Source organism: Streptomyces sp. NBC_01474, from assembly GCF_035918215.1.
Lineage (GTDB): Bacteria > Actinomycetota > Actinomycetes > Streptomycetales > Streptomycetaceae > Streptomyces > Streptomyces aureus.
Window position 1 is genome coordinate 10,537,194 of sequence record NZ_CP109449.1, and the last position, 22,828, is coordinate 10,560,021.

21 protein-coding genes are annotated in these 22,828 nt (G+C 68.5%); 11 read left to right on the forward strand and 10 right to left on the reverse strand.

Annotated elements, in window-relative coordinates:
- Window positions 1-4: 4 nt before the first annotated feature.
- The 4 genes from OG758_RS49335 to OG758_RS48625 form a co-directional block, all read right to left on the reverse strand.
- Window positions 5-559: an ABC-three component system middle component 2 gene (locus OG758_RS49335; RefSeq protein ID WP_442810406.1), complete on the reverse strand. Its 555-nt coding sequence runs from the start codon at window positions 557-559 to the stop codon at window positions 5-7.
- Window positions 560-631: 72 nt separating this feature from the next.
- A complete protein-coding gene (locus OG758_RS48615; RefSeq protein WP_326707998.1) occupies window positions 632-1,504 on the reverse strand; it encodes a serine/threonine protein kinase in 873 nt (290 codons plus the stop codon).
- A 332-nt stretch (window positions 1,505-1,836) separates the two neighbouring features.
- A complete protein-coding gene (locus tag OG758_RS48620; protein WP_326707997.1) occupies window positions 1,837-2,046 on the reverse strand; it encodes a hypothetical protein in 210 nt (69 codons plus the stop codon).
- Between the two features lie 125 nt (window positions 2,047-2,171).
- Window positions 2,172-2,834, reverse strand: coding sequence for an AAA domain-containing protein (locus tag OG758_RS48625; RefSeq protein WP_326707996.1), 663 nt, complete (start codon window positions 2,832-2,834; stop codon window positions 2,172-2,174).
- A gap of 571 nt (window positions 2,835-3,405) precedes the next feature.
- On the opposite strand from OG758_RS48625, the gene OG758_RS48630 reads away from it, so the two are divergent.
- From OG758_RS48630 to OG758_RS48645, 4 genes are all read left to right on the forward strand, one after another.
- Window positions 3,406-3,624, forward strand: coding sequence for a hypothetical protein (locus OG758_RS48630; protein ID WP_326707995.1), 219 nt, complete (start codon window positions 3,406-3,408; stop codon window positions 3,622-3,624).
- A gap of 68 nt (window positions 3,625-3,692) precedes the next feature.
- Window positions 3,693-4,505 carry a sigma-70 family RNA polymerase sigma factor gene (locus OG758_RS48635; RefSeq protein WP_326707994.1) on the forward strand — a complete coding sequence of 271 codons (813 nt, stop codon included), beginning with the start codon at window positions 3,693-3,695 and terminating at the stop codon, window positions 4,503-4,505.
- Complete coding sequence (locus OG758_RS48640; protein WP_326707993.1) at window positions 4,502-5,347, forward strand: hypothetical protein; 846 nt, start codon at window positions 4,502-4,504, stop codon at window positions 5,345-5,347. Before OG758_RS48635 ends, OG758_RS48640 begins: the two co-directional genes overlap by 4 nt.
- A 599-nt stretch (window positions 5,348-5,946) precedes the next feature.
- Window positions 5,947-6,126, forward strand: coding sequence for a hypothetical protein (locus tag OG758_RS48645; RefSeq protein WP_326707992.1), 180 nt, complete (start codon window positions 5,947-5,949; stop codon window positions 6,124-6,126).
- 1,302 nt (window positions 6,127-7,428) lie between these two features.
- Here the strand turns inward: OG758_RS48645 and OG758_RS48650 are convergent.
- The gene (locus OG758_RS48650; RefSeq protein ID WP_326707991.1) at window positions 7,429-7,584 is read right to left on the reverse strand and encodes a hypothetical protein; all 156 of its coding nucleotides are present in this window, start codon (window positions 7,582-7,584) and stop codon (window positions 7,429-7,431) included.
- Between OG758_RS48650 and OG758_RS48655 the strand changes: the two genes are divergently transcribed.
- Window positions 7,574-7,909, forward strand: coding sequence for a hypothetical protein (locus OG758_RS48655; protein ID WP_326707990.1), 336 nt, complete (start codon window positions 7,574-7,576; stop codon window positions 7,907-7,909). The two genes, OG758_RS48650 and OG758_RS48655, sit on opposite strands and share 11 nt — an antisense overlap.
- A 658-nt stretch (window positions 7,910-8,567) precedes the next feature.
- Here the strand turns inward: OG758_RS48655 and OG758_RS48660 are convergent.
- On the reverse strand, window positions 8,568-8,996 hold the full coding sequence (locus tag OG758_RS48660) for a hypothetical protein (RefSeq protein ID WP_326707989.1): 429 nt from the start codon (window positions 8,994-8,996) through the stop codon (window positions 8,568-8,570).
- Window positions 8,997-9,171: 175 nt separating this feature from the next.
- Here OG758_RS48660 and OG758_RS48665 point away from each other — a divergent pair, with 175 nt between their 5' ends.
- Together OG758_RS48665 and OG758_RS48670 are read left to right on the forward strand one after the other, a co-directional pair.
- Window positions 9,172-9,885, forward strand: coding sequence for a hypothetical protein (locus tag OG758_RS48665; protein WP_326707988.1), 714 nt, complete (start codon window positions 9,172-9,174; stop codon window positions 9,883-9,885).
- Complete coding sequence (locus OG758_RS48670) at window positions 9,882-10,517, forward strand: hypothetical protein (protein ID WP_326707987.1); 636 nt, start codon at window positions 9,882-9,884, stop codon at window positions 10,515-10,517. Before OG758_RS48665 ends, OG758_RS48670 begins: the two co-directional genes overlap by 4 nt.
- Before the next feature lie 389 nt (window positions 10,518-10,906).
- On the opposite strand, the gene OG758_RS48680 is transcribed toward OG758_RS48670, so the two are convergent.
- Genes OG758_RS48680 through OG758_RS48695 form a run of 4 tightly spaced genes read right to left on the reverse strand, consistent with a single transcriptional unit; the run spans window position 10,907 to window position 15,775 of the window.
- The gene (locus tag OG758_RS48680; RefSeq protein WP_326707986.1) at window positions 10,907-12,244 is read right to left on the reverse strand and encodes an AAA domain-containing protein; all 1,338 of its coding nucleotides are present in this window, start codon (window positions 12,242-12,244) and stop codon (window positions 10,907-10,909) included.
- On the reverse strand, window positions 12,234-13,730 hold the full coding sequence (locus OG758_RS48685; protein WP_326715748.1) for a hypothetical protein: 1,497 nt from the start codon (window positions 13,728-13,730) through the stop codon (window positions 12,234-12,236). The genes OG758_RS48680 and OG758_RS48685 overlap by 11 nt, the downstream gene beginning before the upstream one ends.
- Before the next feature lie 2 nt (window positions 13,731-13,732).
- Window positions 13,733-14,893 carry a hypothetical protein gene (locus OG758_RS48690; protein ID WP_326707985.1) on the reverse strand — a complete coding sequence of 387 codons (1,161 nt, stop codon included), beginning with the start codon at window positions 14,891-14,893 and terminating at the stop codon, window positions 13,733-13,735.
- Between the two features lie 36 nt (window positions 14,894-14,929).
- On the reverse strand, window positions 14,930-15,775 hold the full coding sequence (locus tag OG758_RS48695; RefSeq protein ID WP_326707984.1) for a hypothetical protein: 846 nt from the start codon (window positions 15,773-15,775) through the stop codon (window positions 14,930-14,932).
- A 101-nt stretch (window positions 15,776-15,876) separates the two neighbouring features.
- On the opposite strand from OG758_RS48695, the gene OG758_RS48700 reads away from it, so the two are divergent.
- The 4 genes from OG758_RS48700 (at window position 15,877) to OG758_RS48715 (ending at window position 22,824) form a co-directional block, all read left to right on the forward strand.
- Entirely contained in the window at window positions 15,877-17,199 is a 1,323-nt protein-coding gene (locus OG758_RS48700; RefSeq protein WP_326707983.1) for a metallophosphoesterase family protein, read from the forward strand.
- The gene (locus tag OG758_RS48705) at window positions 17,196-20,390 is read left to right on the forward strand and encodes an SMC family ATPase (RefSeq protein WP_326707982.1); all 3,195 of its coding nucleotides are present in this window, start codon (window positions 17,196-17,198) and stop codon (window positions 20,388-20,390) included. Before OG758_RS48700 ends, OG758_RS48705 begins: the two co-directional genes overlap by 4 nt.
- 122 nt (window positions 20,391-20,512) lie before the next feature.
- Window positions 20,513-22,003, forward strand: coding sequence for a hypothetical protein (locus tag OG758_RS48710; RefSeq protein ID WP_326707981.1), 1,491 nt, complete (start codon window positions 20,513-20,515; stop codon window positions 22,001-22,003).
- Window positions 22,000-22,824, forward strand: coding sequence for a hypothetical protein (locus OG758_RS48715; RefSeq protein ID WP_326707980.1), 825 nt, complete (start codon window positions 22,000-22,002; stop codon window positions 22,822-22,824). Before OG758_RS48710 ends, OG758_RS48715 begins: the two co-directional genes overlap by 4 nt.
- The last annotated feature ends 4 nt before the right edge of the window (window positions 22,825-22,828 follow it).

Here is a 22,828-nt window from a genome sequence, read left to right on the forward strand (position 1 = left end):
GTGATCATCCCTCCCAAGACGTTGCCGACGCATGAGGACTCGGGCCCAGGACACTCATGAGGGCGGCTGCAGGACCGCCGTGCCCGTCCGGCCGAAGCCACCGTGCGGTCTGCTCCCGCAACCCCTTGTCGCTCAGCCTGCGGAGCCGACGCACGACGATCCTGGCCGCTGTACGAAACGAGGTGGCGTAGGTGGCTGTGAACTGTCCTCCGAGCTCCTGCCCAGCCAGCGTGATGGAGTAGACGAGAGAACCATTGCGGTTGTGGACCTGGCAGCACCCATATGCGATCAGAAGCGCGAGGTCGTGCTGGATGCGCTGCCTACGACTGGTGAACCGCTGCGAGGAAGAGGCGTACGCCAAGACTTGAGGGTCGAACCCGGCCAGCCGAAGGAGGCTGGCCTCTCGGCCCTCGGAGGGGACCACTAGGAAAGGGTTCGCGGATAGGAAGTCGTAGTAGCCAATGCGCTCCAAGCTCGCGCCGCTCGCGTCCTGCTCGGTAACAGCGGTAAGGAGCAGCAGCAGCTGAGCCAGCCGGAAGGGCACCTCGTCCTCTGGCATCACTACCGGCCGGTGTGCTTCCACAACGTGCTCCTCATCAGTTGTCTAGCGGGGGCAGGCTGTCGTGAGACTTCAGACGTCGGGATGACTGCTCGCGATCTGCCGCCAGTGCTTGACCCAGCCAGCCCGACGGCTGTCGACCAGCCGGTGCACCAACCCCCAGCTGTGCACCAACTCGAGACGCAGTACTTTCGGCAGCTTGTCGTGCTCGCTGCGCACCTCGCGCCAGACCCGTCCATGGAGAGCCTTGATGGCATCCTCGGCAGAGCACTCGTTGAACTGCATCTCCCACACGCCGTGCAGAGTGGCATCAGCGGAGCGCAGCGCAGCCACCTCTGCAGGTACAGCCTTATGCGCGATCTCCCGCGCGACCAGATCGGCATTGAAGAACTGCTGTTTGGCGGAGCCCAGCTCGATGTGGCCAGCCTCCGTCATCTGCCGCACGAAAAGAGCCGAGTCGAGCGCCGCCGCCTTGTCATCTTCCACGTCCAGAACCAGCCGAAGCTGTTCCTGGATGGGTGCGGCAGGCGCCGGTGTGAAGGGTTCGTAGTAGGCGCGGCGCACCTGGTCGCCTTCGGGGCTTTGGAGCTTCTTCACGAGCGAGGTCTCGTCCCACAGCTCGATGACGATGTTGTGCTCCCTCTCCTGCTCCTTCTTCCAGCGGTCCCACCAATTCGCCGCAGGGCCGTCCATGCTGGAGGGAATACACAAGATCCAGATCTCGATGGTGTGACCGTTTGCCGCTGCTGCCTTCAGCGCGTTTGCGAGCGACTCGCGGATCTGTCGCGACTGCTTGGTCGTGGTGACAGGCATGAAGTACTTGGACTGCCAGACGGTGATGGCGCCCCCGAGGTCGCCAGCAAAGGCGTCGATTCCCCAGTCACCTGGGTTAGCCGCGATCATGCGAACGTTCGGAGTGGTGGCGCTGGCGAGCTGAGCGAGCATCTTCTCGAAGTCTGCTCGTGCCCCGTCCGCGCTTCCGGTACGGAGCTCGTGCACTCCGAAGTGGATGGGGGGAACGCCCGCTGCCACGGCTATGGAGCTATTCAATCCGGCCACCCCCACGTCCGGCAGACAGTCCGGCCAGCGGCGTTCGGCCGACTGTTCTCGTTGCACGACGCACAGTAACGGTCGTCAGCGTACTCGTCCTGGAATCAACCGATCAAGGCGTTGCCCACCGGCTCCTGGCTGCCGGTCTGGGCGATTGACCTCCGTGACCGTGATGCCTTCAGTGTGCAGGTAGCGGGTCAGAGGCCGTAGGGGCCCGTGCATTCCACTCATGCACGTTGCAGATTCCCGAAGGTCGCCAGCATCAGCAAGATCTCCTCGTGCTTGACCATCACCGGCAAGGATTGGGACGGCGCTTGGTACGCCGCGCGTTGGCTGATGGCCCCGGCTACCGGTGGCAGACCACCTTCCAGTCGCCCGAGGTGAGGAAGTTCTTCCCTGCGCTCCACAACGAGCTGGGCGTGGAATTTCCCGGGCATGGTGGGGTTTGTGAGCACTTGGAATCTGGCCGTCGCCCGTGGATCGCAGGCGACCGGCCGCGCGTGGCCTTGGACCGCACCGTGTGACGGCTACGGCACGGCCGTCAGCAGCGAGGAGGCGTCGATCATAGCTTCCAGGTGTGGGCGGGCAATTGGTCGGCGAGGGGGGTGAAGTAGCGCTGTTCTTGCCAGGTTTCGCGGTTGCCGATGACGAAGAGGCGGCGTTTGGCGCGGCTGACGCCGACGTTGAGGAGATTGGGGCGTGAGGCGGCCCAGGCGCGGGCGCCGGGGCGGCGTGGGCCGCTGCCCAGGATGAGGATGACGACGTCGGCTTCCTTGCCCTGGGTGGTGTGGATGGTGCCCACGCGCTTCTCGGGCAGCAGGCCGCGGCTGGCGCGCTGGGCGCCGTGGACCACGGCTTTGAACGGGCTGATGACATACACGTTGCCTGCGAGGTCGACGCCGCCCTGGTCGCGGAGCTTTTCCAGGATGCGGCGCACGGCCCGGCCTTCTTCGGGGATCCAGTGGCCGTCTGTCGGCCCGTTCACCGCGAACACCCCGCCCGCACGCTGAAGCTGGGCCCACATGGTGTTCACCGCGAACTGCTGGCACAACGCCAGCGGATGCCCGGGCTCAGCCGGCCACCGCCCCGCCGGCGTGCACGACGGGCCGACGCCACCCAACGCGGCCTGCGGATCACGCCGCAGATCCACCCGCCGCGCAGTGTCCACCTCAGCCGCCGACGCGAGCCCCGCCCCCGGCGCACCCGCGCCGAGTGCATCGGCCACCAGCCCTTGACTCGCCTGCGCTGAGGGCCGGTGACGGATAAGGCCCGCCGATCCTCAGGGCCTGCTCGTCACGGCACCTCTTGAGTGTGCTTAGTGCATGGACGATGCGGGTTTTGGGGGAGTGCTTCTGCGGCCTGCCCGGCAATGTCAGTGCTCTGGGCTAGCGTCGTGGAGTCCCGCTCTCGCCTGGCCTCCATCAGCGGCCAGGCGAGAGCGGTGATTGCTCGCTCCCAACTTCTCGGCACGGGAGCGGGCCCTTCCGGATGGAAGGCCGACACCAATGGCGTCCGCTTCCATTGACGGGGGTGCGCGCCGCGATTGCAAGGAAAATCGGGAACTTCCACTCGGGCGCGCCGACTGGCCCCTGGATCCGGTCATCGGCGATCGATTGTCGGTCGTGACGCGATACTCATTGTTCCGTGATTCCATGATCACGTGGCGTAACAACTCCCCATCGTTCCATGCTGGTTGCCCTCTCCGGGAGACGGCCGGCACCCGCCCTCCGGAGAGTCCCCGCGGCGTCCGGATGGGCCGCGGGGCCACAGACGGCCGACACAACGGAGTGATCGGAATGGAACGCAAACAGATGGGGCTCATCGTGGCCACCACAGGGGTTCTCACATGGAGCATCGCCTTGGTGGCCCTCGGGGAGGCCGCGGCGATCGCAACCCTCGCCCCCGCCCTCGGCCTGACGGTGCAGCAGATCATGCATGCCTCGCGCACAGACAGCGCCTCAGGCCCGGGGCATCGCGCCGCGTCCCTGCCGGACAAGGAGGGCAAGGCCCCGTGACCTCCATGGACTCGCCCGGTTTTGGGAGACCACGCCCGGGACGCAAGCTCGGACCCATCGCAGACAGCGTGGGCAGCGCCCACCGCGCCTGGCTCGAGCCCGTACGTGAGACCTACCTGCGCAGCGGACTGACCTTGAACGACCTCAGCGGCCGTGCTCGGGTGGCCAAGTCCAAAATCTCCGAACTCCTGCGCGGCACAGGTCTATACCCGCGCTGGGAGATCGTCCTGAGCCTGGGCGCCGAGCTCAAGCTCCCGGACTGGCCGCTGCACTCCTTGTGGCGCCAGGCCGCCCTGGAGGCCCACAAGAGCAGGGAGTGGGTCGAGGGCTGCAGCGAGAAGACGCTCACCACCTCGGCCGCCCCGCCGCTGGAACACTGCGCATTCCGCGAGCTGGTCGAAGACCGCTACAGGCGTTACGCCCAGTGCTTCCTCGAGGATATTCCGCGCGACATCGCCGTGTCGAACTCCTTCGACATTCTGTGGCTTCGCTGGAACGACGCGCTCGCCAGCCCCGACCATCGGCGGTTCGCCTGGGAGGTCCTGCGGGCCACCGTCATGTCCCGCACCCCCCACCTGGACGGCCGGCCCGAACTCGGCTCAGTTGCCTTCGACACCGTCGCCCTGCGCTCCGTGTCCACCCTGACCGACCGCATGGACCAGTTCACCGAAAGCTTGGAGTTGTTCAAGGCCATCAGCCGCCTGCCTGACCACCAGCTCGACGTCACAGTGCTTCGCTCCCTGTGCGGGTTCACGCAACGGGGTGCGTCCGCCCTCCTGGGCGTCTCGATGGCGTCGGTGCGCTCCGACGAACGCCACGCCCGCCGGTTCCTGGAGAGCCTCATCTGCCCGCCGTCCAAAACCGAAGGGAACACCGCATGACCCGCATCGACGAAATCCTCTCCAGGGCCCTGCTCGTCCCCGAGCGCACCGTGCCCCGCGACATCGTCCCGCCCTGGCACCCAGACCCCCACTCAGGCGACACCAGCACCGAGCCCAACGCCGCCGCCGAAGACCTCCGTGCCCTGTGCGAAACCGTCGTCACCCACACCCCCGCTGCCGACGTCGCTGACTTCGTCACCGAACAAGTTCCCCAACCCCGCAGCGCCCTCGTCCTGGCTTGTGTCCTGCAGCTCACCGACACCAGCGAAGGCGCCCGCTTCTGGTGGGAGTACGCCGCAGGAGCCGGCCAACCCGCCGCCGCCTACTGCCTCTACCTCCACCACCTCGCCCTGGGCGAGAGCGAAACAGCCAACTGGTGGCACAGCCAGACCAACGACGTCCAGCCCCCACCACAAGACGCCGAGCAGAAGGAATCGCTCCCCACGCCCGGGACGGAATGGCACCCGGCAACCCACCCAGTCACCCAGATGCCCACCACCACAATCCTGCGCCTGCTGCGCCACCTCGCCCGCGACAGCGAACGCACCCACTCCACTGCAGTCAACGAACTCATGGACTACATCCCCACCGCCGTCGCCGTCGGCTACCTACGCGAGCCCGACCTCGACCTCCCCATGCCCGGCCCTCACTTCGCCGACGACATCAGCGCCTTGCTCGACACCGCCGCGAAGCCGTCCGATGCCCCCAGCACCCTGCCGGCACGCACGGATCCCGACGCACGACCGGTAGCTCGCAAGTCTCGCCGCGCCCGGATTCCAGAAGTCCCCGACCGTCCCTTCATCCCGAGCGGGGAGAATCCGCCAGTCGGTGAATGCCATTGAAGGGGCGCACAGCCCCGTGGTTTCACGGAGGTCTGGAGATGGACCTGAGTAACGGCCGCCAGGTTGTGTCGAAGCGCCGCGGTTGACGCCCACCTTGGTCGGCCGGACCAGCAGCCTCGCCGGCCGGGGTAGGTCGTCGAGGATGCCGCCGGTTCAGAGGGTGCGGGGACGGGGGGCCGCCGCACCACGCTGGCCTACGTGAGAGGACCTCGAGTAGCTGCCTGCCAGCTTGGCCAATCCCGGTCTACCTTGTCCCGTCCACGACACGCATCTCCTCGCTCCAGAGGGAGCCCAGCGCCGTGTCCGTGGTCGCGGTTGTACTCGGGGTACTCGTGGCCGCCATCCGCTGACCGATCTGCTGTTCGCTCCTGGAGCCGTCGGAGCGAGCGACAGCGTCGAACTGCCTGTCAAATATGGCCCATTGGACTCCCGGGATGTGACATCCCCCACGGGCAAAATGCTCAATTGCGGAATGACCTACAGAATGCGGGCGCAGCTTTGTCCCTTTTGCTCTCAAAGGGTGAAGGCCTCGGGCTACTTCTCTCCGTCGCTTAGTTCGACGCGCGCCCCGCGGCGCGCCTGAGGCGAAGGAAACGCTCATGCCCCTGTCCCAGTCCGTGACCGCTCTGCTGTTGGTCGTGATGGTTCTGGCTTTCGCGGTGGGGAGCGCCGTAGCGGTCCATCTGCGGCCGTCTTTGCAGGCTCCGCTGACCGTGGCGTTCGGTGCCGTGACCGTGGCCGCGGCCGTGCTCGGGACGCTTGTGGCCGCCTCCCGCTGACGCGCTCCCTCTGCTCGTCGTGGTGGCCGGCGGCGGGCCGGCGGACGCCTCCTCCGGCCCGCCTGGAGGCCTCGGCCTGTCGGCCGTCCAGGCGCGGTGAGATGCGACGCCGTCATTCCGGGGTACGACGCGTGGCGCTGTGCGCTCGTTCGCGGGACTGATGTAGCGGCGACGCCAGTTGGGTACGTTCAGTGGCAAGTAAGCCAGTCTCGGGCGCAGCGAGGCTCTCCCACACTCCGGTGATGCGGCCGTGGGTGCTGTTCGCAGGGCCGATCCCTTCGGGGGTCGGTTCTGCGTTCAGCACCCGCCCTGTGGAGGAGTTGGAAATGATCTTTCATGCCGTCGCTGCGCGGATTTCGAGATGGAAGCAGCCCTCGTCCGAGGGCTCGGCCCGAAGGAGTGATACGTGTGAACGGAACGGGTTAGATTCGCCGCCTTGGAGGCGACTTAAGAAGATCGTCGTTTGTCTGAGCCTGACGGGAGCCCTGATCGGCCTTGGCGCCAACGCCGGGGACTTCCTCCTGATGACCGAACGAGTTCACGATGCCGGTGGACTCTGCGCCCTAGAAGTGGTCCGCGACGTGGACCTGGTCCATCGCCTCTGCCTGTGCCCCGAGAGAGAACCTGCGGTGCCAGAGCGGGAGGACACGGAGCTTGATCCACTTTGTCTGATTGCCCAATACGTAGGTCTGATGCACCCGGCCGTGGCGGAGAAGGAGGTCGAAGCCAGCCGCCCTATCGCAGCATCAATGTTTCACTAGCGAACAATATTTAGCTTTGGTGAGTTGCTGAACGCAGGCCCCGGTCTACGCGACCGGGGCCTTTTCGCTGCCGGACCCGGGCACACACTCCTCCCATTCCGGGCCAGGACACGAGTTGATGTGCTTGGGGGGTCCGAGCACCACACCCCCTTTCGCCCGCCGGCTCAAGTCCTGCCGGGTCATGGGCCTTGGCGAGCTGGTGCAGGCACTGGCCGCGCGGCCGCACCAGCGGCTCAACTCCCATCAGGAGGCACTCTGTGGTCCCCCACGCCGTTATTACCTGGCTCTCCACCGCTCGCGGCGGAGCGGAGAACTCGGTCATCGAGCTTGCCACGCACCTTGCCCGCCTGGTGCCGAACGTCGAGGTCGTGTGGTGGCGCCATGGCGGCCGCGCCGCCGAAAACCCGGGCCCCGTACGGGTGTACGAGGTCACCGACTGGAGCGGGCATCCCGTCCATCGTCCCCGACACAGGGGCCAGCCCGGAACTCGTCGTGGACGGCCTGACGGGTATGGCCTACGACCCGCACGACCCCGTTGACCTCAGTTCTGCGCGCTGCTCGAACTGCCCGTCACCGCCATCACCCCCGGCAGCCTGACCGCGTTCGTCGAGTGGCTGTGGTTCCAGCCCGGCTGGAAGAAGGGCACCCGCACCGCGCCCTCGGCCATCGACCGCCGCCTGTCCGGCGTGGTCGTCACCGGCCGCACCGACCACCACCTGGTCCAGCTCAAGGCCAAGGTGAAGGCGATGGAGAAGACCGAAGAGACCCGGGGCCGGGGACCGGCGCCCGCGCTGCTCGCCGAGCACCTGCGCGCCACCGTGGTGGCCGCGCCCGACAGCCAGCTCGGCATCCGCGACCGCTCCATCGGGCTGACCGCTTTCGCCATCGCCGGCCGCGAGCACGAGGTCGCCTGCCTGCGCGTACCGACTTCACCGAGACCGAGCACGGCATGGAGGTCGACGTTGCGGGTCTCGAAGATCAAGCCGAGGAAGGTGCGACGCAGGCCGGCCGCGTCTCGGTGATCCGGCAGAGTCGCGCCGCGCGGTCCCCGGTCGGCAGGAGCCCATCTCGCGCACACCGCCGCAGATCGGGAGCCGTGAACAGTCACGTCCGTCTCCTTCTCGCCGCCCGCCAGGTCCGGGGCGTGTAGGCGTTCTTCGTGCGGGGTTTCTCGCCCGGATCTCGGAACACGGCTTCCCCCGGGATCTTGCCGCGGCCGCACAGCGACGGACGGACGTACGTCTCGTGGACCTGGTCCAGCCCTACGGCCGTTGACGAACCATGGCGTCCGTGCGAACGCGTCCCTGGAGCCCTGACCGGCCTCAAGCCGTCCTTCCGCAAGACCTGCGGCACGGCGACCGGTTCGAGACCGAGGTCGAAGGAGAAGCGGAGACGACGCCAGGACCGGCCCTGCACCCGCACCGCGGGGGTGCATCCACGCTGGCCCCTGGTGCGGACGCGTGGGGCGGCGTCATCGAGGACCTGGCCTCGTCCGGTTCACGGACATCGAGCACCTCGAGTTCGACCTGTAGATCTCCCAGCAGCAAGGGCCCGAACCGCCTTCTTGCGACTGAGCACTTCAGATGGCGGATGAGCGTGTGAGTCGGCGGACTGAGCGCCCGAGCGTCGGGACACCGGGCGAGCCGAAGCGCTCAGTCACACCGTTGTCGAGGAGGGTTCCTACTTTCCAAACCCTCGGCGGATCTCCTCGGCGAGGACGCCATCCTCTTCGCTCAGGCCGAGGTAGGCCCACGAGATCCCGGCGTCGGCGAGCGCCTCAGCGATGGTGGCCCTCCCGGGGTACCGGGCTTCGACAGCGTCCAGTTCGGCCGAGCGTTCTGCGATCCGTTGCATGGACGCGAGGCGAGCTTTGGCGGAAGCCGCCTCATCGACCCGCGCACGTGCCTCCTCCATGGCAAGGCGGGCGTCGACCTTCTCCCCCTCGAGGACGTCGAAGGCCATGTTCACAACCTCCTGCCCCTCCAAGTCGGGCCGTTCGGCGTGGATCTGACGGAGCTTTGCCTCCAGGCGGAGCACGGAACTCTCCGGCAGCATGTCGCGCACATTGTCCAGGGCTTTGTCGAGCTGGGCGTCGAACTGGTCAGTCATAACCAGGAAGCTAGACCTGTCCGCTTTCCGACACCAGGACCGCTCTCGAAGCCGATCTCCCCGGGCACGCCTCAAGCCGCCAACTCAAATACTCAGTCTCACTTCTGGGTGAGTCAAAGCACGATAGGTGTGACAAAGACAGCCTTGTTGTCCCCAAGATCCGAAGGAGCGCCCTGTGCCTGCCCGGAAGCGAGAAGCCCTGCCGACCGGTACCCAACTCGGCATCTATACCGTCACCGGCCCGCCGGTCGCCAAGCAAGTACTGGGCCGCAGCGGGCAGTCAGCGATGCGCAACCGGTACTTCGTTCCTCTGCGCTGCCGCAACTGCGGCCGGGAAACCGATGCACGAGAGGACGACCTGGAGCGCCGCATCGCCACGCCGTGCGGCCACTGCTACGCCGGTGTCAACGTTGACCCGGAGGAGCGCATCGCGGTCACACGGGTGTGGAACGGCCGACTGCAGTACTACGAGCGCTACCGCTTCCACGGGCAGTCCCGCACTCGTCTCCACTCCGTGTGGACGAACATGCGCGAGCGGTGCTCGAACCCGGATTCCGAGAAGTACTCCCGCTATGGCGGCCGCGGCATCACCGTCTGCGACGAGTGGAACAACTTTCGTTCCTTCGCCACCTGGGCACACACGCACGGCTACGCCGAGGGCCTCAGCATCGACCGGATCAACAACGACCGCGGGTACAGTCCGGACAACTGCCGTTGGGTGACCGACCTGGAGAACCTGATGAACCGAAGCCGCTACTTGCCCGAGCCCTTACACACGGCCCTCGAGGACCGCGCGGCAGCGGAGGGCGCAGACACCTACACCGTCATCCGCCGCGCCCTGGAAGCGGCCCGCACCAGCCCTCGACCGGCCGCTGGCGGCGCCCGGTGAGCACGACCTCCGCCCTGCCGCCGACGCAGGTGGGCGACGTGTACGAGCGCCTGACAGTCATCGAGCTGCGGGGCGTACGCACCACTTCGACCGGCGCTCGCGTCAACTTCGCCCTCGTGCAATGCTCATGCACCGACAAGACCGTCCGGGAAGTACGCCTGTCCAACCTGCGTAGCGGGCGCACCCGCAGCTGCGGCTGCCTGGGGCGCGAGAAGACGACCACGCACGGCCAGCACGCATCACGGCTGTACGGAATCTGGGCCGGCATGCGTCATCGCTGCTCCAGCCCCAACATCCGTGCCGCACACCGCTATACGGGCCGCGGGATCACCGTCTGTGACGCCTGGAACGACTTCGCCACGTTTCGTGCCTGGGCCCTGGCCCACGGCTACGCCGACGGCAAAGAAATCGACCGCAGGGACAATAACCTCGGCTACAGCCCGGACAACTGCCGCTGGGTGACCAGGCTGGAGAACCTGGCCAACCGCGCCAAGCATCTCCCTGAAGACCTTGAGCAGTGGCTGCGCGCCGAGGCAGACCGGCAGAACTGCTCACCGTACGAAGTGATCAAGCAGGCCCTGGAGCAGTACCTCGGCGTTTCCCGCACCGGCTGCCCAGCGCCACCCGCGTAGGGACGGGCGACTGGCAGGACACCCCGTGCTGCGTACCTCGTCGACCACGCGGCCCGTCTCGGTATCGATCTCGAAACGTCCGCCACGCCCCCGGCACGCGCGGGCTCCACGGTGCTCCCGTGCAGGTGGGCGCTGGAGAGAACGCTCGGCTGGCTGATGTTCCACAAGCCGCCCGGCCCGCTACTACGAAGCCCTCCCGACCCGCTCCACCGCCATGATCTACCTCGCGAGGATCGCTCTCATGGCACGCCGACTCACCAGAGAATCAACCCCAACCCGGCGAGGAATCTGGTACCTCGTCAAAGCCGTGTATCAGGACGAAGCATCGGGAAACTCCCTCTGACGCCGAGACCGGTGTAGAGCAGCAGCTACGGGTGCAGGTGCGAAGGTCAGGCGGCGACGCGGTGCTGGGCGAGTTTTGCCAGCATGACGTGGTTGGCTTCCCAGCCGTCGGGGAATTTGGCCGGCACGGACAGGTGTACTGGGTCGGTGGAGGGGTGGTTGTCGAGGAGATCGGCGATTCCTTCACGGGCGACGACGATGCAGGCCTGTCGGTGGCGGGAGGCCAGCACGCACAGTCTTCCGGCCTCGAGGTGGAATGCTGTGGCGTCGCGGCGGCCGGACAACGGGTGGACGACGATGACGACTTCGAACTCGCGGCCCTGCAGTCGGTTCGCGGTGTCGACCGCCACTTCTGGCGCGTTGGGGTGGCCGGTCCGGGCGAGGGCGGCGCGGACCAGGTCGGCCTGGTCGCGGTGGGCGACTCCGATGGCGATGTCGGCGGCCTCCAGGGCGCGGCCGTTGGGGTTGCGTTCGCAGGTGGCGACCGCGCCTCGGGCTAGCAGCCGTTCGGCGAGGTGCGCGGCTGTCTGGATGGTTTCGGTGTCGGTGCGCGGGACGTGGCGGCGGGGCAGTTCGTGCAGGGCCCAGCCGGTGCTGAAGGCTGTCGCGAGGGTCTCGTCGAGGCGGGTGTTGCCGAATCTTGTGGTGCGGAAGTCCAGGGCGCGGGTGCCGGCACCGGTTCCGGCGGTGAAGTCGGTGAAGGGGTAGAAGGCCTGGGAGATGGTGGGGGCGGCGGAGGCCGGCAGGCGCCAGGACACTGGCAGTCGGTGCACGGGGATGTGGGGGTTGTGTTCCAGCATGACGGTGACGCCGTTTTGTGTCGGGTCGTGCGGCAGCCCGATCCAGCGTTCGGTGCCGACGATCGTGAACGGGTCCAGCTGGCCGGGGTCGCCGACGAACAGGCCGTGGTCGAAGCGCTCGACGATCTGCAGCAGCATGTCCGAGCGCATCTGGTAGGCCTCGTCCAGGACTGCCCAGCCGAAAGTGGTGTCGCGGACGGTGGCCCACTTGGCGGCGGTGCCGACGATGATCTGGCAGCCGGTCAGGTCGGTCAGGGTGCGTCCGATGGTGGTGTTCGTCAGTGTGCTCAGGGCCGGTGGTGGGCTGTAGTCGCTGGCGCTCAGGCGGCCGAGGGGGATGTCGGGGTGGGTGTTGGCGAGGCGTTCGATCAGGTCGTCGACCTGGTTGTTGGTCTGGGCGACGATGATCGGGCGTTCGCCGCCTGCGGTGAGTTCCTGGGCGGCGCGGACCACGAGGGTGCTCTTGCCGGCGCCGGGCGGGGAGTCGACGACGACGGCTCTGTGGTGGGTGTCGGCCAGGTCGGACAGGATCGCGGCGGTGGCGGCGCTCGCGGCGGCGCCTGGGGTGTCGTTGTCAGTTGTCATGGCCCCACTCCTCGGCGGCGGCGTTCTCGGGTACGGCTTGATCGTCCGGTCCGTCGGGGTCGGCGCTGTGCGTCCACGGGGTGTGGTCGGAGTCCGGGAAGTTCGGTTTCGGGCGCCAGCCCGGGTCGGGAAGGTAGGCGATGTCCTTGTCCAGGTCCGGTACGGAGCCCGCCTTGGGGGTGCGGGCACGTCCCATGCCGGCGCTGACCTCCACCGTGACAAGGGTCGTGTCGCCGTCGGGGAGGACGGAGACGATGACGGCCTTGTGGCCTTTCGGCATGGACGGGCTGATCAACGTGGTGCCGGCGGCCAGGCGCAGAGGGTCGCTGGTGCGGACAGTGACGTGCGGACGTGGCACCGGCCTGTTCTTGACCACGACCCGGTCGGGCTCGCTCGCCACGACCGTTCCGGCGAATGCCTCTCCGCCGCTGCGCCGGTCGGCGAGCACAAACGGGTCGTCGAACGCTACGGCGGCCTCGAAGTCGGCCAGCGCACTCTCCAGTTGACTCAGGCGCCGTGCCGCGCCGATCGCGGTGTCCCGCTTGCGTTGCGGCAGGCCGCCGACGTCCCGGTAGTCGGAGTAGTTGGTGAAGAGCCGGCAGTCGCGATCGACGCGCCCGGCGTTCTGAGGCGCTTCGGGGACGGACCGCAGTATCGAGACGGCCCTCCATATCAGGCGCCAGGTGGGCTTGGTCTGTTCGGCGATCAGCTCGGTCAGCTCGGTCTGGGCGGTGGCCAGCGCGTGCGGATCGCCGAGTGTATGGGCGGTGTCGAATCGCTTGATCGCGGGCGCCAGGTCGCGGTTGTCGAACTCCGGGGAGGTCGTCGGCCCTGCCGGCGGGCAGACGTCCGGGTTCTCCGCATCTTCCAGAGCCTGGGCGACGCTCACCCCGGGCGGGGGGTCGATCCAGGCCATGAGTGAGGCCAGGTTCTGGTCCTCCAGTGAGCTTTGACCGGTTGCCCAGTGTTCGGTGAGCATCTTGGTGAGGGGCAGCAGCATGGAGGTGCCGGCGATCTCGGCTGTGTCGACCAGAAAGGTCAGCCACATGCCGAACTCGGGGACGACGTCCGGGACGGCGTAGGTGCCGGACGTCGAGCGGAAGCGGCACATGCGCCCGAGGTCTGCCAAGGCTTTGATGCCGCCGTGGTTGGGGACGAGGATCTGCGGCACGTCGGTGTACCAGGACCGCTCGCCTTCGCCGCGGCGGTCCTGACGATAGGAGTCGATGTAGTCCATCACGGCCCGGCCCAGCTCGGCGGCGAACGCGAACCTCTGGTCCCGGTTGCGGGGTTGGGGCACGACCAGCAGGGTCATGTCCCTCTTGGCAGTGCCGACCATGGCCGCCAGCGGGGCCCCGGCTTCTCCGGCCATCGTCAGCGGAATGATGACCAGCGGGCGGTCCGACAGGCGGTGGTGGCGGAACGCGGTCCGGGGGACCGCCGCCATGGTTTCCATCGCCTCCACGTGCGCCAGCGCCGACAGCATGTTCACGCGGCACCCCCGTACATTGCGGTCAACTCGGCACGCAGCCGGGCGGCGTGCCGCAGCGCGGCGGCCGTGTCGCTCTGGTCCGCCGTCGGCGTCAGCTGCCCGCGGGCCAGCCCCAGGGCCATCGTCGTAGTGTCGATCCCGCCGAGCTGCTCGCGTACCGCGGGGCCGAGTACGTCCAGGGAGGCCTCCGCCCGGGCGCGGGCGCGGCAGAAGAAGGCCATCTCGCAGTGGTTCAGGCAGTCCGGTCGGTACGTCGCGGGCACCTGTTCCACGGCCGCGACCAGTTCTTCGGCCGGGCGGCGGGGCCGTTGGTCCTTGTCAAGATCGAGGTCGAAGGTCAGCCCCTCGGGCAGCAGGTCCACGAGGTCGCTGATGCGCCCGATGCGGGCCAGCTGGCGGGTCAGGGCGGCGACCTGCTTGCGGGCGTCCACGAAGTCCGCGGTCGGGCGGTTGGTGAAGTCCTTCGGCGCGACCAGCACGATGGTGTCGGACACGGTCTCCGGGTCGATCCCCTCCTTCGTGAGGAGAGCCCGCAACGCGAGGACGTACGCGCACGCCTGCGTCGTCGCCGACCGCACCTGCATCGGGGCGGCCTGCCCGTCGATGATTGGGAAGCTCTTGATCTCGACGACGTAGAAGCGGCCGTCGATGCGGAAGGCGACCAGGTCCGGCTCGAGGAACGCATCCTCGCCGCCGACCTGGAGGTGCAGCATCGGGTGGTCGAACAGGGTGCCGTCACCGGTTCCCCGGGCCGCCTGCAGGAGGACCCGGGCGGTGTGATCCCTGCGGTTGCGGTTGCGGTCGCCCTTGCTGTTGTCGCCGGCGACGCCGACGTCGTTCAGGTCCAGGTACGCCACCTCGGGCAGGGTCAGTCCCAGGGTCTCGCGCAGGACACGCAGGAGTTCCGCACAGCCGTTGTCCTTCACCATTGCCTCGAAGGCATTGCCGCGAGCGAAGGCGAAGGCGGACTGACCGAAAGGGGACGGGTGGCCGGTGCGCGCGGCGATCGCGGCCTTGTCGGATCCGGAGGCGTCCAGCAGGGCGCGCAGCGTGCAGCGCGGGTTGTTCTCCAGGGCGGCCAGCGACCGGGCGTTGTAGGGCCGCCGTGATGCGGATCCGCGCAGCGCGTTCAGACGGTCGTCGACGTGTGATTTCACGGTGGTAGAGATCCTTGCGGGGGAGGGGACGGGGTGTCAGGCCCGGGCCCGCAGCGGTGTGACGTTCTGCGGGGGCGCGCCGAACAGCTGCTGGGCGTCGCCCAGCGATGTGCGGGCCCGCCGTGAGGCCTCGGCCCGGGTTGCGCGGTCGGCATGGAGGTGCACGTCCAGCTCGGTCTGGGCGGCATCGATCACCTGCTGCGGGTCCAGTGCGCTCTCGTGCCCGGGAGCGCCCCTCGGCATCGCGTCGGGGATGTTCGCTGCGAAGCGCCACAACAGCCGCAGCGCCGCCGGGCGGGGCTCTCCCTTCGTGGACGTCGTGGGAGCGTGGACCGCCTCGGCGACACGGATGGCGCTGGTGAGGAAGTCGACGCGCGGGGACAGTGGGCCGATGATGCGCTGTTCCAGCGTCCAGGTACTGATGGTGACGAGCGCCCGTACCGGCGTCAGCAGGTCGTGTGACAGCGCCGGGCAGAGGTAGTACGGCCGGGCTCCGGGGCTGGACTTGTAGGAACGCTCTTCGTCCCGGCGCAGGCTGGACAGCTTGGACGCGGACAGCTCGCCGAGGAAGAACGCCTCGTGCACCCCCACGATCAGCTTGGGGGCGGCCGGCGTCCCGAGCAGCATCAGGGCTCGGTGGACGTGCTCGCGTGCTGGAAGCTGCGATCCGAGCGCAACCGGCGGTACTCCCGCCACGGTGCGCGGCGGTGGCGCGGGTACCGGGTCTCCGGTATCGATCAGGGTGTCCCAGGCCCGCTCGGCGCGGCGGAGCTGCGCCCGCAGCTCACCGGCACGCTCGCTGTCGCCTGCGGCGGAAGCGGCGCGGATCGCACGGCGCAGGCTGCTGATGCTCTTCTCCAGGGCATCCAGAGGATCGCTCATGCCGTAGACGTTACCAGAGTTCCAGAGTTTCCAGACTTTTTCCCGTGTTTCCGTGTACAGTCGGCGCCATCGAACCTCACCCGGCCCTCCTGGAGGCACCCGTGACGGGACGCATCTTCCACACCTCCGACTGGCACCTGGGCAAACCGCTCGGCCGCCATCGACGCGACGCCGAAGTCGACGCCGTCCTGGATGAAATCGTCGACATCGCCGACGACTTCGCCCCCGACCTGATCGTGCACAGCGGTGACCTGTTCGATGCCTCCCGGCCGGGACTGGACGACCTTCGCCGCGCCGCGCAGGCGCTGCGCCGCCTCGGCGAGATCGCCCCCGTGGTCGTCGTCGCCGGTAACCACGACACCCGCAACGTCCTGGCCTTCCTGGAATTCATCTTGAACGGCACGGGCATCGGCGAAGACGAACAAGCCCGGGTCCGCTTCGCTACCGACGCCCGCCCCGACGGCCTGCTGGTGGCCGACTACCCCGCCCAGAACGGTGAGTTGACGCTGCGCATCGGCGCGCTGCCGTACCTGCACCCCAACCGGTTCGCCTACGACTTCACCGACCCCGCCCTGACGACCGCGACCTACGCCGAGCGACTGCGCACCGTTCAGGCCGACGTCTACCGCCGCCTCGCCGCAGGACGCGACGCCCGGGACATTTTGGTCTTCGCCGCCCATCTGTTCGTGGAAGGTGCCCTCCCCTCCTACTCGGAACGGAAGATCTCCATCGCCGACGAGTACGCGACGGCCGCCGCCGACCTGCCCGACGTCGCCTACGGCGCCCTCGGCCACATCCACAAACCCCAGCATGTCCAGCGCGCCGGATACCCGGCCCACTACGCCGGCAGCCCCCTGCAGATGGACTTCGGCGAGAGCGGCGACACCAAGAGCGTGGTGCTGGCCGAGGTCGGCCCCGACGCCACGCCCCGCATCGACCCCGTTCCCCTGACCTCCGGCCGCCGCCTGGTCCGCCTGGAGGGCACCCTGGAAGAAATCGCGCAACGCGCCGCGAGGGTCAACGACGCCTGGGTGAAGGCGGTAGTGGACGTCGAGGTTCCCGACCCATACCTTCCCGACACCCTGGCCAAGATGCTGCCGCGGGCAACCCTCGTCGACGTCGACGAACGCCGCGCCGGGGCCGCCGAGAGCGTGCCGGGCCAGCGGAAGGCCCCCACCGAACTGCCCGGCATCGAAGAACTGCTGCGCGACTACCTGCGCGGCCACGGAACCACCGGACTGGCCCTGGACCGTGCCATGAACGCCCTCGCACATCTGCAAGCCGAACCCGACCTCGACGACCCGGCACCGTGCTGCGAGGAGACCCTGCTGACCGCAGCCATCGACGGTCGGCCCCTCAACAGCATCGACCGCTCAGGCCTGCTGTCCGGCACCGACACCACCGCAGCGGAGACGACGCGATGAAGCCCCTGACGCTCACCCTCACCGGATTCCGCAGCTACCCCGGACAGGTCACCGTCGACTTCACCGGCACAAGCCTGGTCGGCGTCGTCGGTGACACCGGAGCCGGCAAAAGCAGTCTCCTCGACGGCATCAGCTACGCCTTGTTCCGCAAGAGCTCCTGGAGCGCCACCAAGCCCGGACAGCTCATCGCCGACGGTGCCCAGGCCATGAGCGTGGACCTCACCTTCCTGCACGAGGGGCAACGCTGGCACGTCCACCGCACCATGCATGCCACCAACCCGAACGCCGGCCGGCACCATCTGAAGAACCTCGACACCGGCGAGGAAACCGACAACGCCAATCACGTCGACGACCGCCTCGAAGCGGTGCTGCAGATGAGCTACGAGACGTTCCTGCGCGTGGGACTGCTGCCGCAGGGCAAGTTCGATCAGCTCCTCATCGCGGCCCCCAAAGAACGCGGCAAACTGCTGCGGGAACTGTTCGGCGCCGAGTCACTGGAAACCATCCAGCGAACCGCCGCCCGCCAACGCGAGACGCTCAACAGCCTCCTGGCGGTCGCCAAGACCAAGCGCGAGGCCATGCCGGACGACCCCGCACAGGCCGCCGATGAAGCCGGGGCGGCCGCCGCACAGGCCGAAACCCGCGCCGAGCACCTCAACGCGGCCGTCGGCCGCATCACCCAGCTGCAGAAGGAATCCTCCACGGCACAGGCCGCCACCGCAGGGGCCACCGCCGCTGCCCACATGCTCTTCGCGCGCTCCGTGTCCGACGCGGGCACCACCCTCGAGGCCCTCGAACCGGTCGCCGCCGACATCGCCGCGCGACGCGAGGCCCTGAACATCCAGGCCACCCGTGCCGCAGAGCAGGAAAGCGGCCTGACGGATGCGATCGCTGCCGCAGACGCGGAAGGCGAAGGACAAGACGCCCTCAGCAAGGCCGCGGTGATCCTTGAAGCCCTCGCGGCGGACGCCGAAGAGCACCGCGGCGAACGCGACCGGCTCGCCCAGCAGAACGAACAACTCACCGACGAAGACGAGGCCATCACCCGCACCGAAGAAGAACTCGTCGAACGCGCCGCACAGATAGAACCCTCGGCGCACAAGGCGCGTGCCGCCGCCCAAACGGCCAAGCATGTGCGCCAGCAGGCCGCCGCGGCCCGCACCCATCTGGCTGCGGCCCTCACGGCAGCCGGCCGCCTCGCCGATGCCGTACGCGGCCAGAGCGCCGCGGCGAGCCAGCATCAAGCCGCCCGCGGGCGGTGCGGCGAGATGCAAGAGGCACACGCCTCAGCCGAAGGAAACCGTGACGCCGCCCGGACAAGCGTGGAAACGCTGCAACAACGCGACCAGGCCGCCGCAATCGGCGCTGACCTGCACGACGGCGACGACTGCCCCATCTGCCTCAGGCAACTCCCGGACGGCTTCGAACCGGCGCCCGGGAGCGATGCCGCCGAACTGGCCGAGGCAAGAACCCAACTCACCCACGCGAACCGTGCACAGGAAAACGCCGCCGACCAGCTCGCCCGGGCCCGCGCCGCCGTGACGGCGGCCGAAACAGCCATCCGCGAACGGGACACGGACCACGACACGGCGCAGCAGACCGCGCGCGAGACCGAGGCCAAGGCCAAGAGCGCCTTCAGCGATCTCGCGACCACCGCCGCCGCCGGCCACTTCGACGACGCGGCGGCGATGGCGGCACTAACCGCCGTCACCACCGCCCGGGCCACTCCTGCCGCCGACGGCTCCGCACACCACGAGGAGCTCCTCGAGCAGGACATCGCACCGATCACCGACGCGCTCACCGCATGCGAACACGCAGCCGAAACCGAAGCCGAGCAGCTGCAGGCCGACGTGCACCACCGCACCGCCCGGATCGACACGGACCGCGCGACGCTCAACGAGCGCAAGAAATCCCACCAACGCGCCGTCGAAGGCCACCAGACCGCTCTTTCGGCACACACCCGCGCCGTGGCCAAGACCACCCGCGCCCTGGCCGCGCTGCCCCCGCGGATCCGGGCCACACTGCCCGGCGATGCGATCGAGGTGACCGCCGATGCGGCGTCCACCGCACTCGATGCCGTGGCCGCCCGGCAGACCGCACTCCAAGAGTTGTTCGACCAGCGGGAATCAGCACGACAGGAGAAGAACGCCGTGCTCAGCCGGCAGCGTGCCCTGGACGAGGAGACCCGCACCGATGTGGACCGCCCGCTGAGCGAGTTGCGCGGCAACCTGGACGCCTGGGCCCAAGCCGTCACCGACGCCGTCACCTACCTCGACGCAGCCGAGGCATGCCCCGCGCCGCAGACCCCCGCCGCGCCAGGGATCCCCGCCACCTGCCAGTTCGCCGCCGAACTGGCCACGGCCACCGCGACGTTGAACGACAAGCTCGCCGAGCACGCCGACGCCGCCGCCCAGCGCGCAGCGGCCGCGACGGCGAGCCTGCGTGAACAGACGTCCGCACTCGCCGAGGTCGACGGGTTCGACCCCACCACCGACCTGACGGCAGCAGACGCCCTGCACCCCCTGGTCACGGCCGCCGCACAGGCGGGTATGGAGGCCACGGACCAGCGGCACAAGCAACAGACCGCACAGGACATGATCAAACCGGCCGCCGACCTGGACTTCGCCGTCACCGCCGGCACCGCCCGGGCCAAGGCGCTGGACGTACTGCGCCGGGAACTGGTCGACGCCAAGTTCCTGGCTCACCTCACGATGCTGCGCACCCGCGCGCTGCGCGACGTCGCCAGTGACCTGCTCGGCCAGATGTCCGACGACCGGTTCGGCTTCGCCGACAACTTCGACATCATCAGCCGCACCTCCGGGGTCAACCACCACCCGAACCGGCTGTCCGGCGGGGAGAAGTTCCAGGCCTCACTCGCCCTGGCCCTGGCCCTGGCCGAACTGCACTCCCGCAGCGGATCGAGCCTGGGCTCCCTGTTCCTCGACGAAGGTTTCGCAGCGCTTGATTCGGCTGCACTGGACTCGGCCCTGGACGTGCTGCGCGCCCGGGCCGGCGGCGACCGCCTCGTCATGGTGATCAGCCATCTGCACGCCGTCGCCGAGGCCGTCGACGCGGTGCTGTGGGTGGAGCGGGGGGCCACCGGGTCCAGCACGCGCTGGCTGACCCCGGCAGAGCGCGACGACCTCGTACAAGCCGACCTGGCCAGCGGCCTGCAGACACTAACGCAATAGCGGTGCCGACGGGCCGGGGCGCGTCCGGAATCCACGCAAGGCCCCCTGGCCCTCAGGCCCCCGACAGGCCACCCTCATTTTGATCGTCGTGACGGCAGTTCATGGGGCGGGAAGGGAACTGGATGTCTGAAGCGGGACTTCGCGGCCGCGACACGCTGGGACTTGCAACCCGAGTGAAGGCACTCGCCGTAGCCGACCCGGTCCTCGACCTGGAACGCCGCAAGCCACTGCTCACCTCACGCGAGTGGACCGGCTACCAGATGGAGGAGCTGGCACTCACCGCCATCGACACCGTCACCCTGAAGATGGACTTCGACGACGGCGCACGACACGAAGACATCGTGACCGCCGTGGCCCGTGTCGCCGGCCTGCAGATACCGCAGCGCGACCGCGACGAACACACCGACGTGGCCCGCTGGGTCCTCGACAGCCTGCTGAACGTCGGCACCGTCGACCGCGACTTCAGCCACGTCTACGGAATCACCTCCAACGGCACCTACACCTCGCACCGCTTCTCCTTCAAGCTGCTGCGCGAAGTCCCGGGACCCGATGGGCGGCCACGGCTGCGCGCCTCCAACGAGGCGATCGCCGTACTCGTCGGAGCGGTGGACCTCGACATCGCCTCCGAACAGGTTGCCGCCGACGCCAAGTTGGAAGCCCTGGTCCGACGAGGGCGGCTCACCGACGCCCACCGCGCCGCGGAGATGGCGCTGCGCCGCACCGTGCAATACACCGAGCACATCCGCACCCGCCTGGAGGGGATGCGCCGCGACATCCGCTCCGTGGACTGGGTCCGTGACGTGCAGCGCATGCAGACCGAAGCGCTTGAGCACATCGAGGACCGCATCAACGCCGAAAACACCATCAAGGACAACCTCGTCCGGATGATGGAGAACAGCACCGAGGACACCACCCCGGCCCAGGCCGCCGAGCTGATCGCGATCCTCGAGGAATGCCTGCGCCGGCACGCCTCACTTCAGGCGAATCTGCAGGAGATCGGAGAACGGTTCCGCGCCGAACAAGAACGCCAGAGCTTCGTGCCGCCCCCGAGCCGGTCCCACATCAACCTCGAGCGCCAACTACTCCAGCCGGCCCTGCAACTGCCGGTGCGGCAGGCGTATCCGCTACTGGACCAGTTCGCGACGGCGGCGACACCGCCGCACCGCCCCGCAACCATCTACCTTCCGGACCTGATCGCCAGCCTCATGACGCCGCCGGCCGAACCTGACGGCGACGATGGCCTGATCATCGAGCCGGAATTCGGCGACACGCACGACACCAGCGTCTTCTCCGACGATCAGTACACAGCCGTCGAAGGATTGCTGGAACAGGCCGACACCGACGGGGTGCGCCTGTCCGAGCTCCTGAACACGGCACGCCGCAGCGCTACGACGGCCGGGCAGCCAGACCTCGACCACCTGCTCGCCCTGCACGTGCTGGGCCTGTTCGGCGCCCCGCGCTACGCCCCCGACCGCGGCACGGTACTGGCGGCGCTGGCCGACGACAGCGAACTGGACGACGCCTTGTTCGCCGGCCACGACCTGCTGGTGGTCCGGGGCCCCGCCGCCACCGTCCTGACCATCGGCACCGACTTCGAGGAGGGCGCGGCGTGAACAACATTGACGACACGGCCGCCGTCACCAGACTGCTCGCCTTCGGCTTCCAACCCGGCCTGACACCCCGGCGCAACGCCGAGTACGCCACGCTGATCGGCCGCTGCCGCACCGATCCGCAGTTCGTGCAGCAACTGCACGCCGCCGCACGCGGATTCGACCTGACCGTGATCGCCGCCGACCCACGGGCCGGACTGGTGCTCGGGGCGACCGCTGAAACACAGTTCGCGGTCAGCGTCACCGACCACATCAGCAAGCCCGCCGACCGGCCGATCGCGGCACTGGCCCACCTGGCCATCGCCGCGCTCGCCTACTACCGCCCCGAGGACCTGGACGACGAATCCCACGTCGGCCGCGTCACCGTCCGTCACATCGACGCGATGGTCGAGCAAGCCACCAAGGAACTGGAACGCCAAGCCGCTGACACCGACGCCGACGACGGAGTCCCGGTCGACCACCCGGACCTCATCCACCTGTGGCGCTACTACCAGCGACGCAACCCCGTGGCCTCCACCGGGGATGACCGTGCCCACTCCAAGAGCAGGCACGCGATCATCAAGCGGGTGGCCGAGTACCTCGCGGACAACGGGATGCTGAGGCGCGCAGGCAAAGAGAACGCCGGCACCTACACCACCACCGCCCGCTACCAGATCCAGGTACGGGAGCTGGCCGGCCAGCAGATGCTCGGCCAGCTGGCCGAGCTCGGGATCACCGTCGGGCTCGACGGCGAGCCCTCGTTCCACAGCCCGCACGCCGAATCCACGGACACGGCCGATGCCGCAGCACCCGCCTCCCTGCCCGCAGCCGAGCCAGGAGCCTGATCCC

What these genes read in the sequence shown, in the direction of transcription:
- OG758_RS49335 (WP_442810406.1), bottom strand. Translation starts at nt 559, where the DNA reads ATGCCAGAGGACGAGGTGCCCTTCCGGCTGGCTCAGCTGCTGCTGCTC.
- OG758_RS48615 (WP_326707998.1), bottom strand. Translation starts at nt 1,504, where the DNA reads ATGCTCGCTCAGCTCGCCAGCGCCACCACTCCGAACGTTCGCATGATC.
- OG758_RS48620 (WP_326707997.1), bottom strand. Translation starts at nt 2,046, where the DNA reads ATGCCCGGGAAATTCCACGCCCAGCTCGTTGTGGAGCGCAGGGAAGAA.
- OG758_RS48630 (WP_326707995.1), top strand. Translation starts at nt 3,406, where the DNA reads ATGGAACGCAAACAGATGGGGCTCATCGTGGCCACCACAGGGGTTCTC.
- OG758_RS48640 (WP_326707993.1), top strand. Translation starts at nt 4,502, where the DNA reads ATGACCCGCATCGACGAAATCCTCTCCAGGGCCCTGCTCGTCCCCGAG.
- OG758_RS48645 (WP_326707992.1), top strand. Translation starts at nt 5,947, where the DNA reads ATGCCCCTGTCCCAGTCCGTGACCGCTCTGCTGTTGGTCGTGATGGTT.
- OG758_RS48660 (WP_326707989.1), bottom strand. Translation starts at nt 8,996, where the DNA reads ATGACTGACCAGTTCGACGCCCAGCTCGACAAAGCCCTGGACAATGTG.
- OG758_RS48680 (WP_326707986.1), bottom strand. Translation starts at nt 12,244, where the DNA reads ATGACAACTGACAACGACACCCCAGGCGCCGCCGCGAGCGCCGCCACC.
- OG758_RS48685 (WP_326715748.1), bottom strand. Translation starts at nt 13,730, where the DNA reads ATGCTGTCGGCGCTGGCGCACGTGGAGGCGATGGAAACCATGGCGGCG.
- OG758_RS48695 (WP_326707984.1), bottom strand. Translation starts at nt 15,775, where the DNA reads ATGAGCGATCCTCTGGATGCCCTGGAGAAGAGCATCAGCAGCCTGCGC.
- OG758_RS48705 (WP_326707982.1), top strand. Translation starts at nt 17,196, where the DNA reads ATGAAGCCCCTGACGCTCACCCTCACCGGATTCCGCAGCTACCCCGGA.
- OG758_RS48710 (WP_326707981.1), top strand. Translation starts at nt 20,513, where the DNA reads ATGTCTGAAGCGGGACTTCGCGGCCGCGACACGCTGGGACTTGCAACC.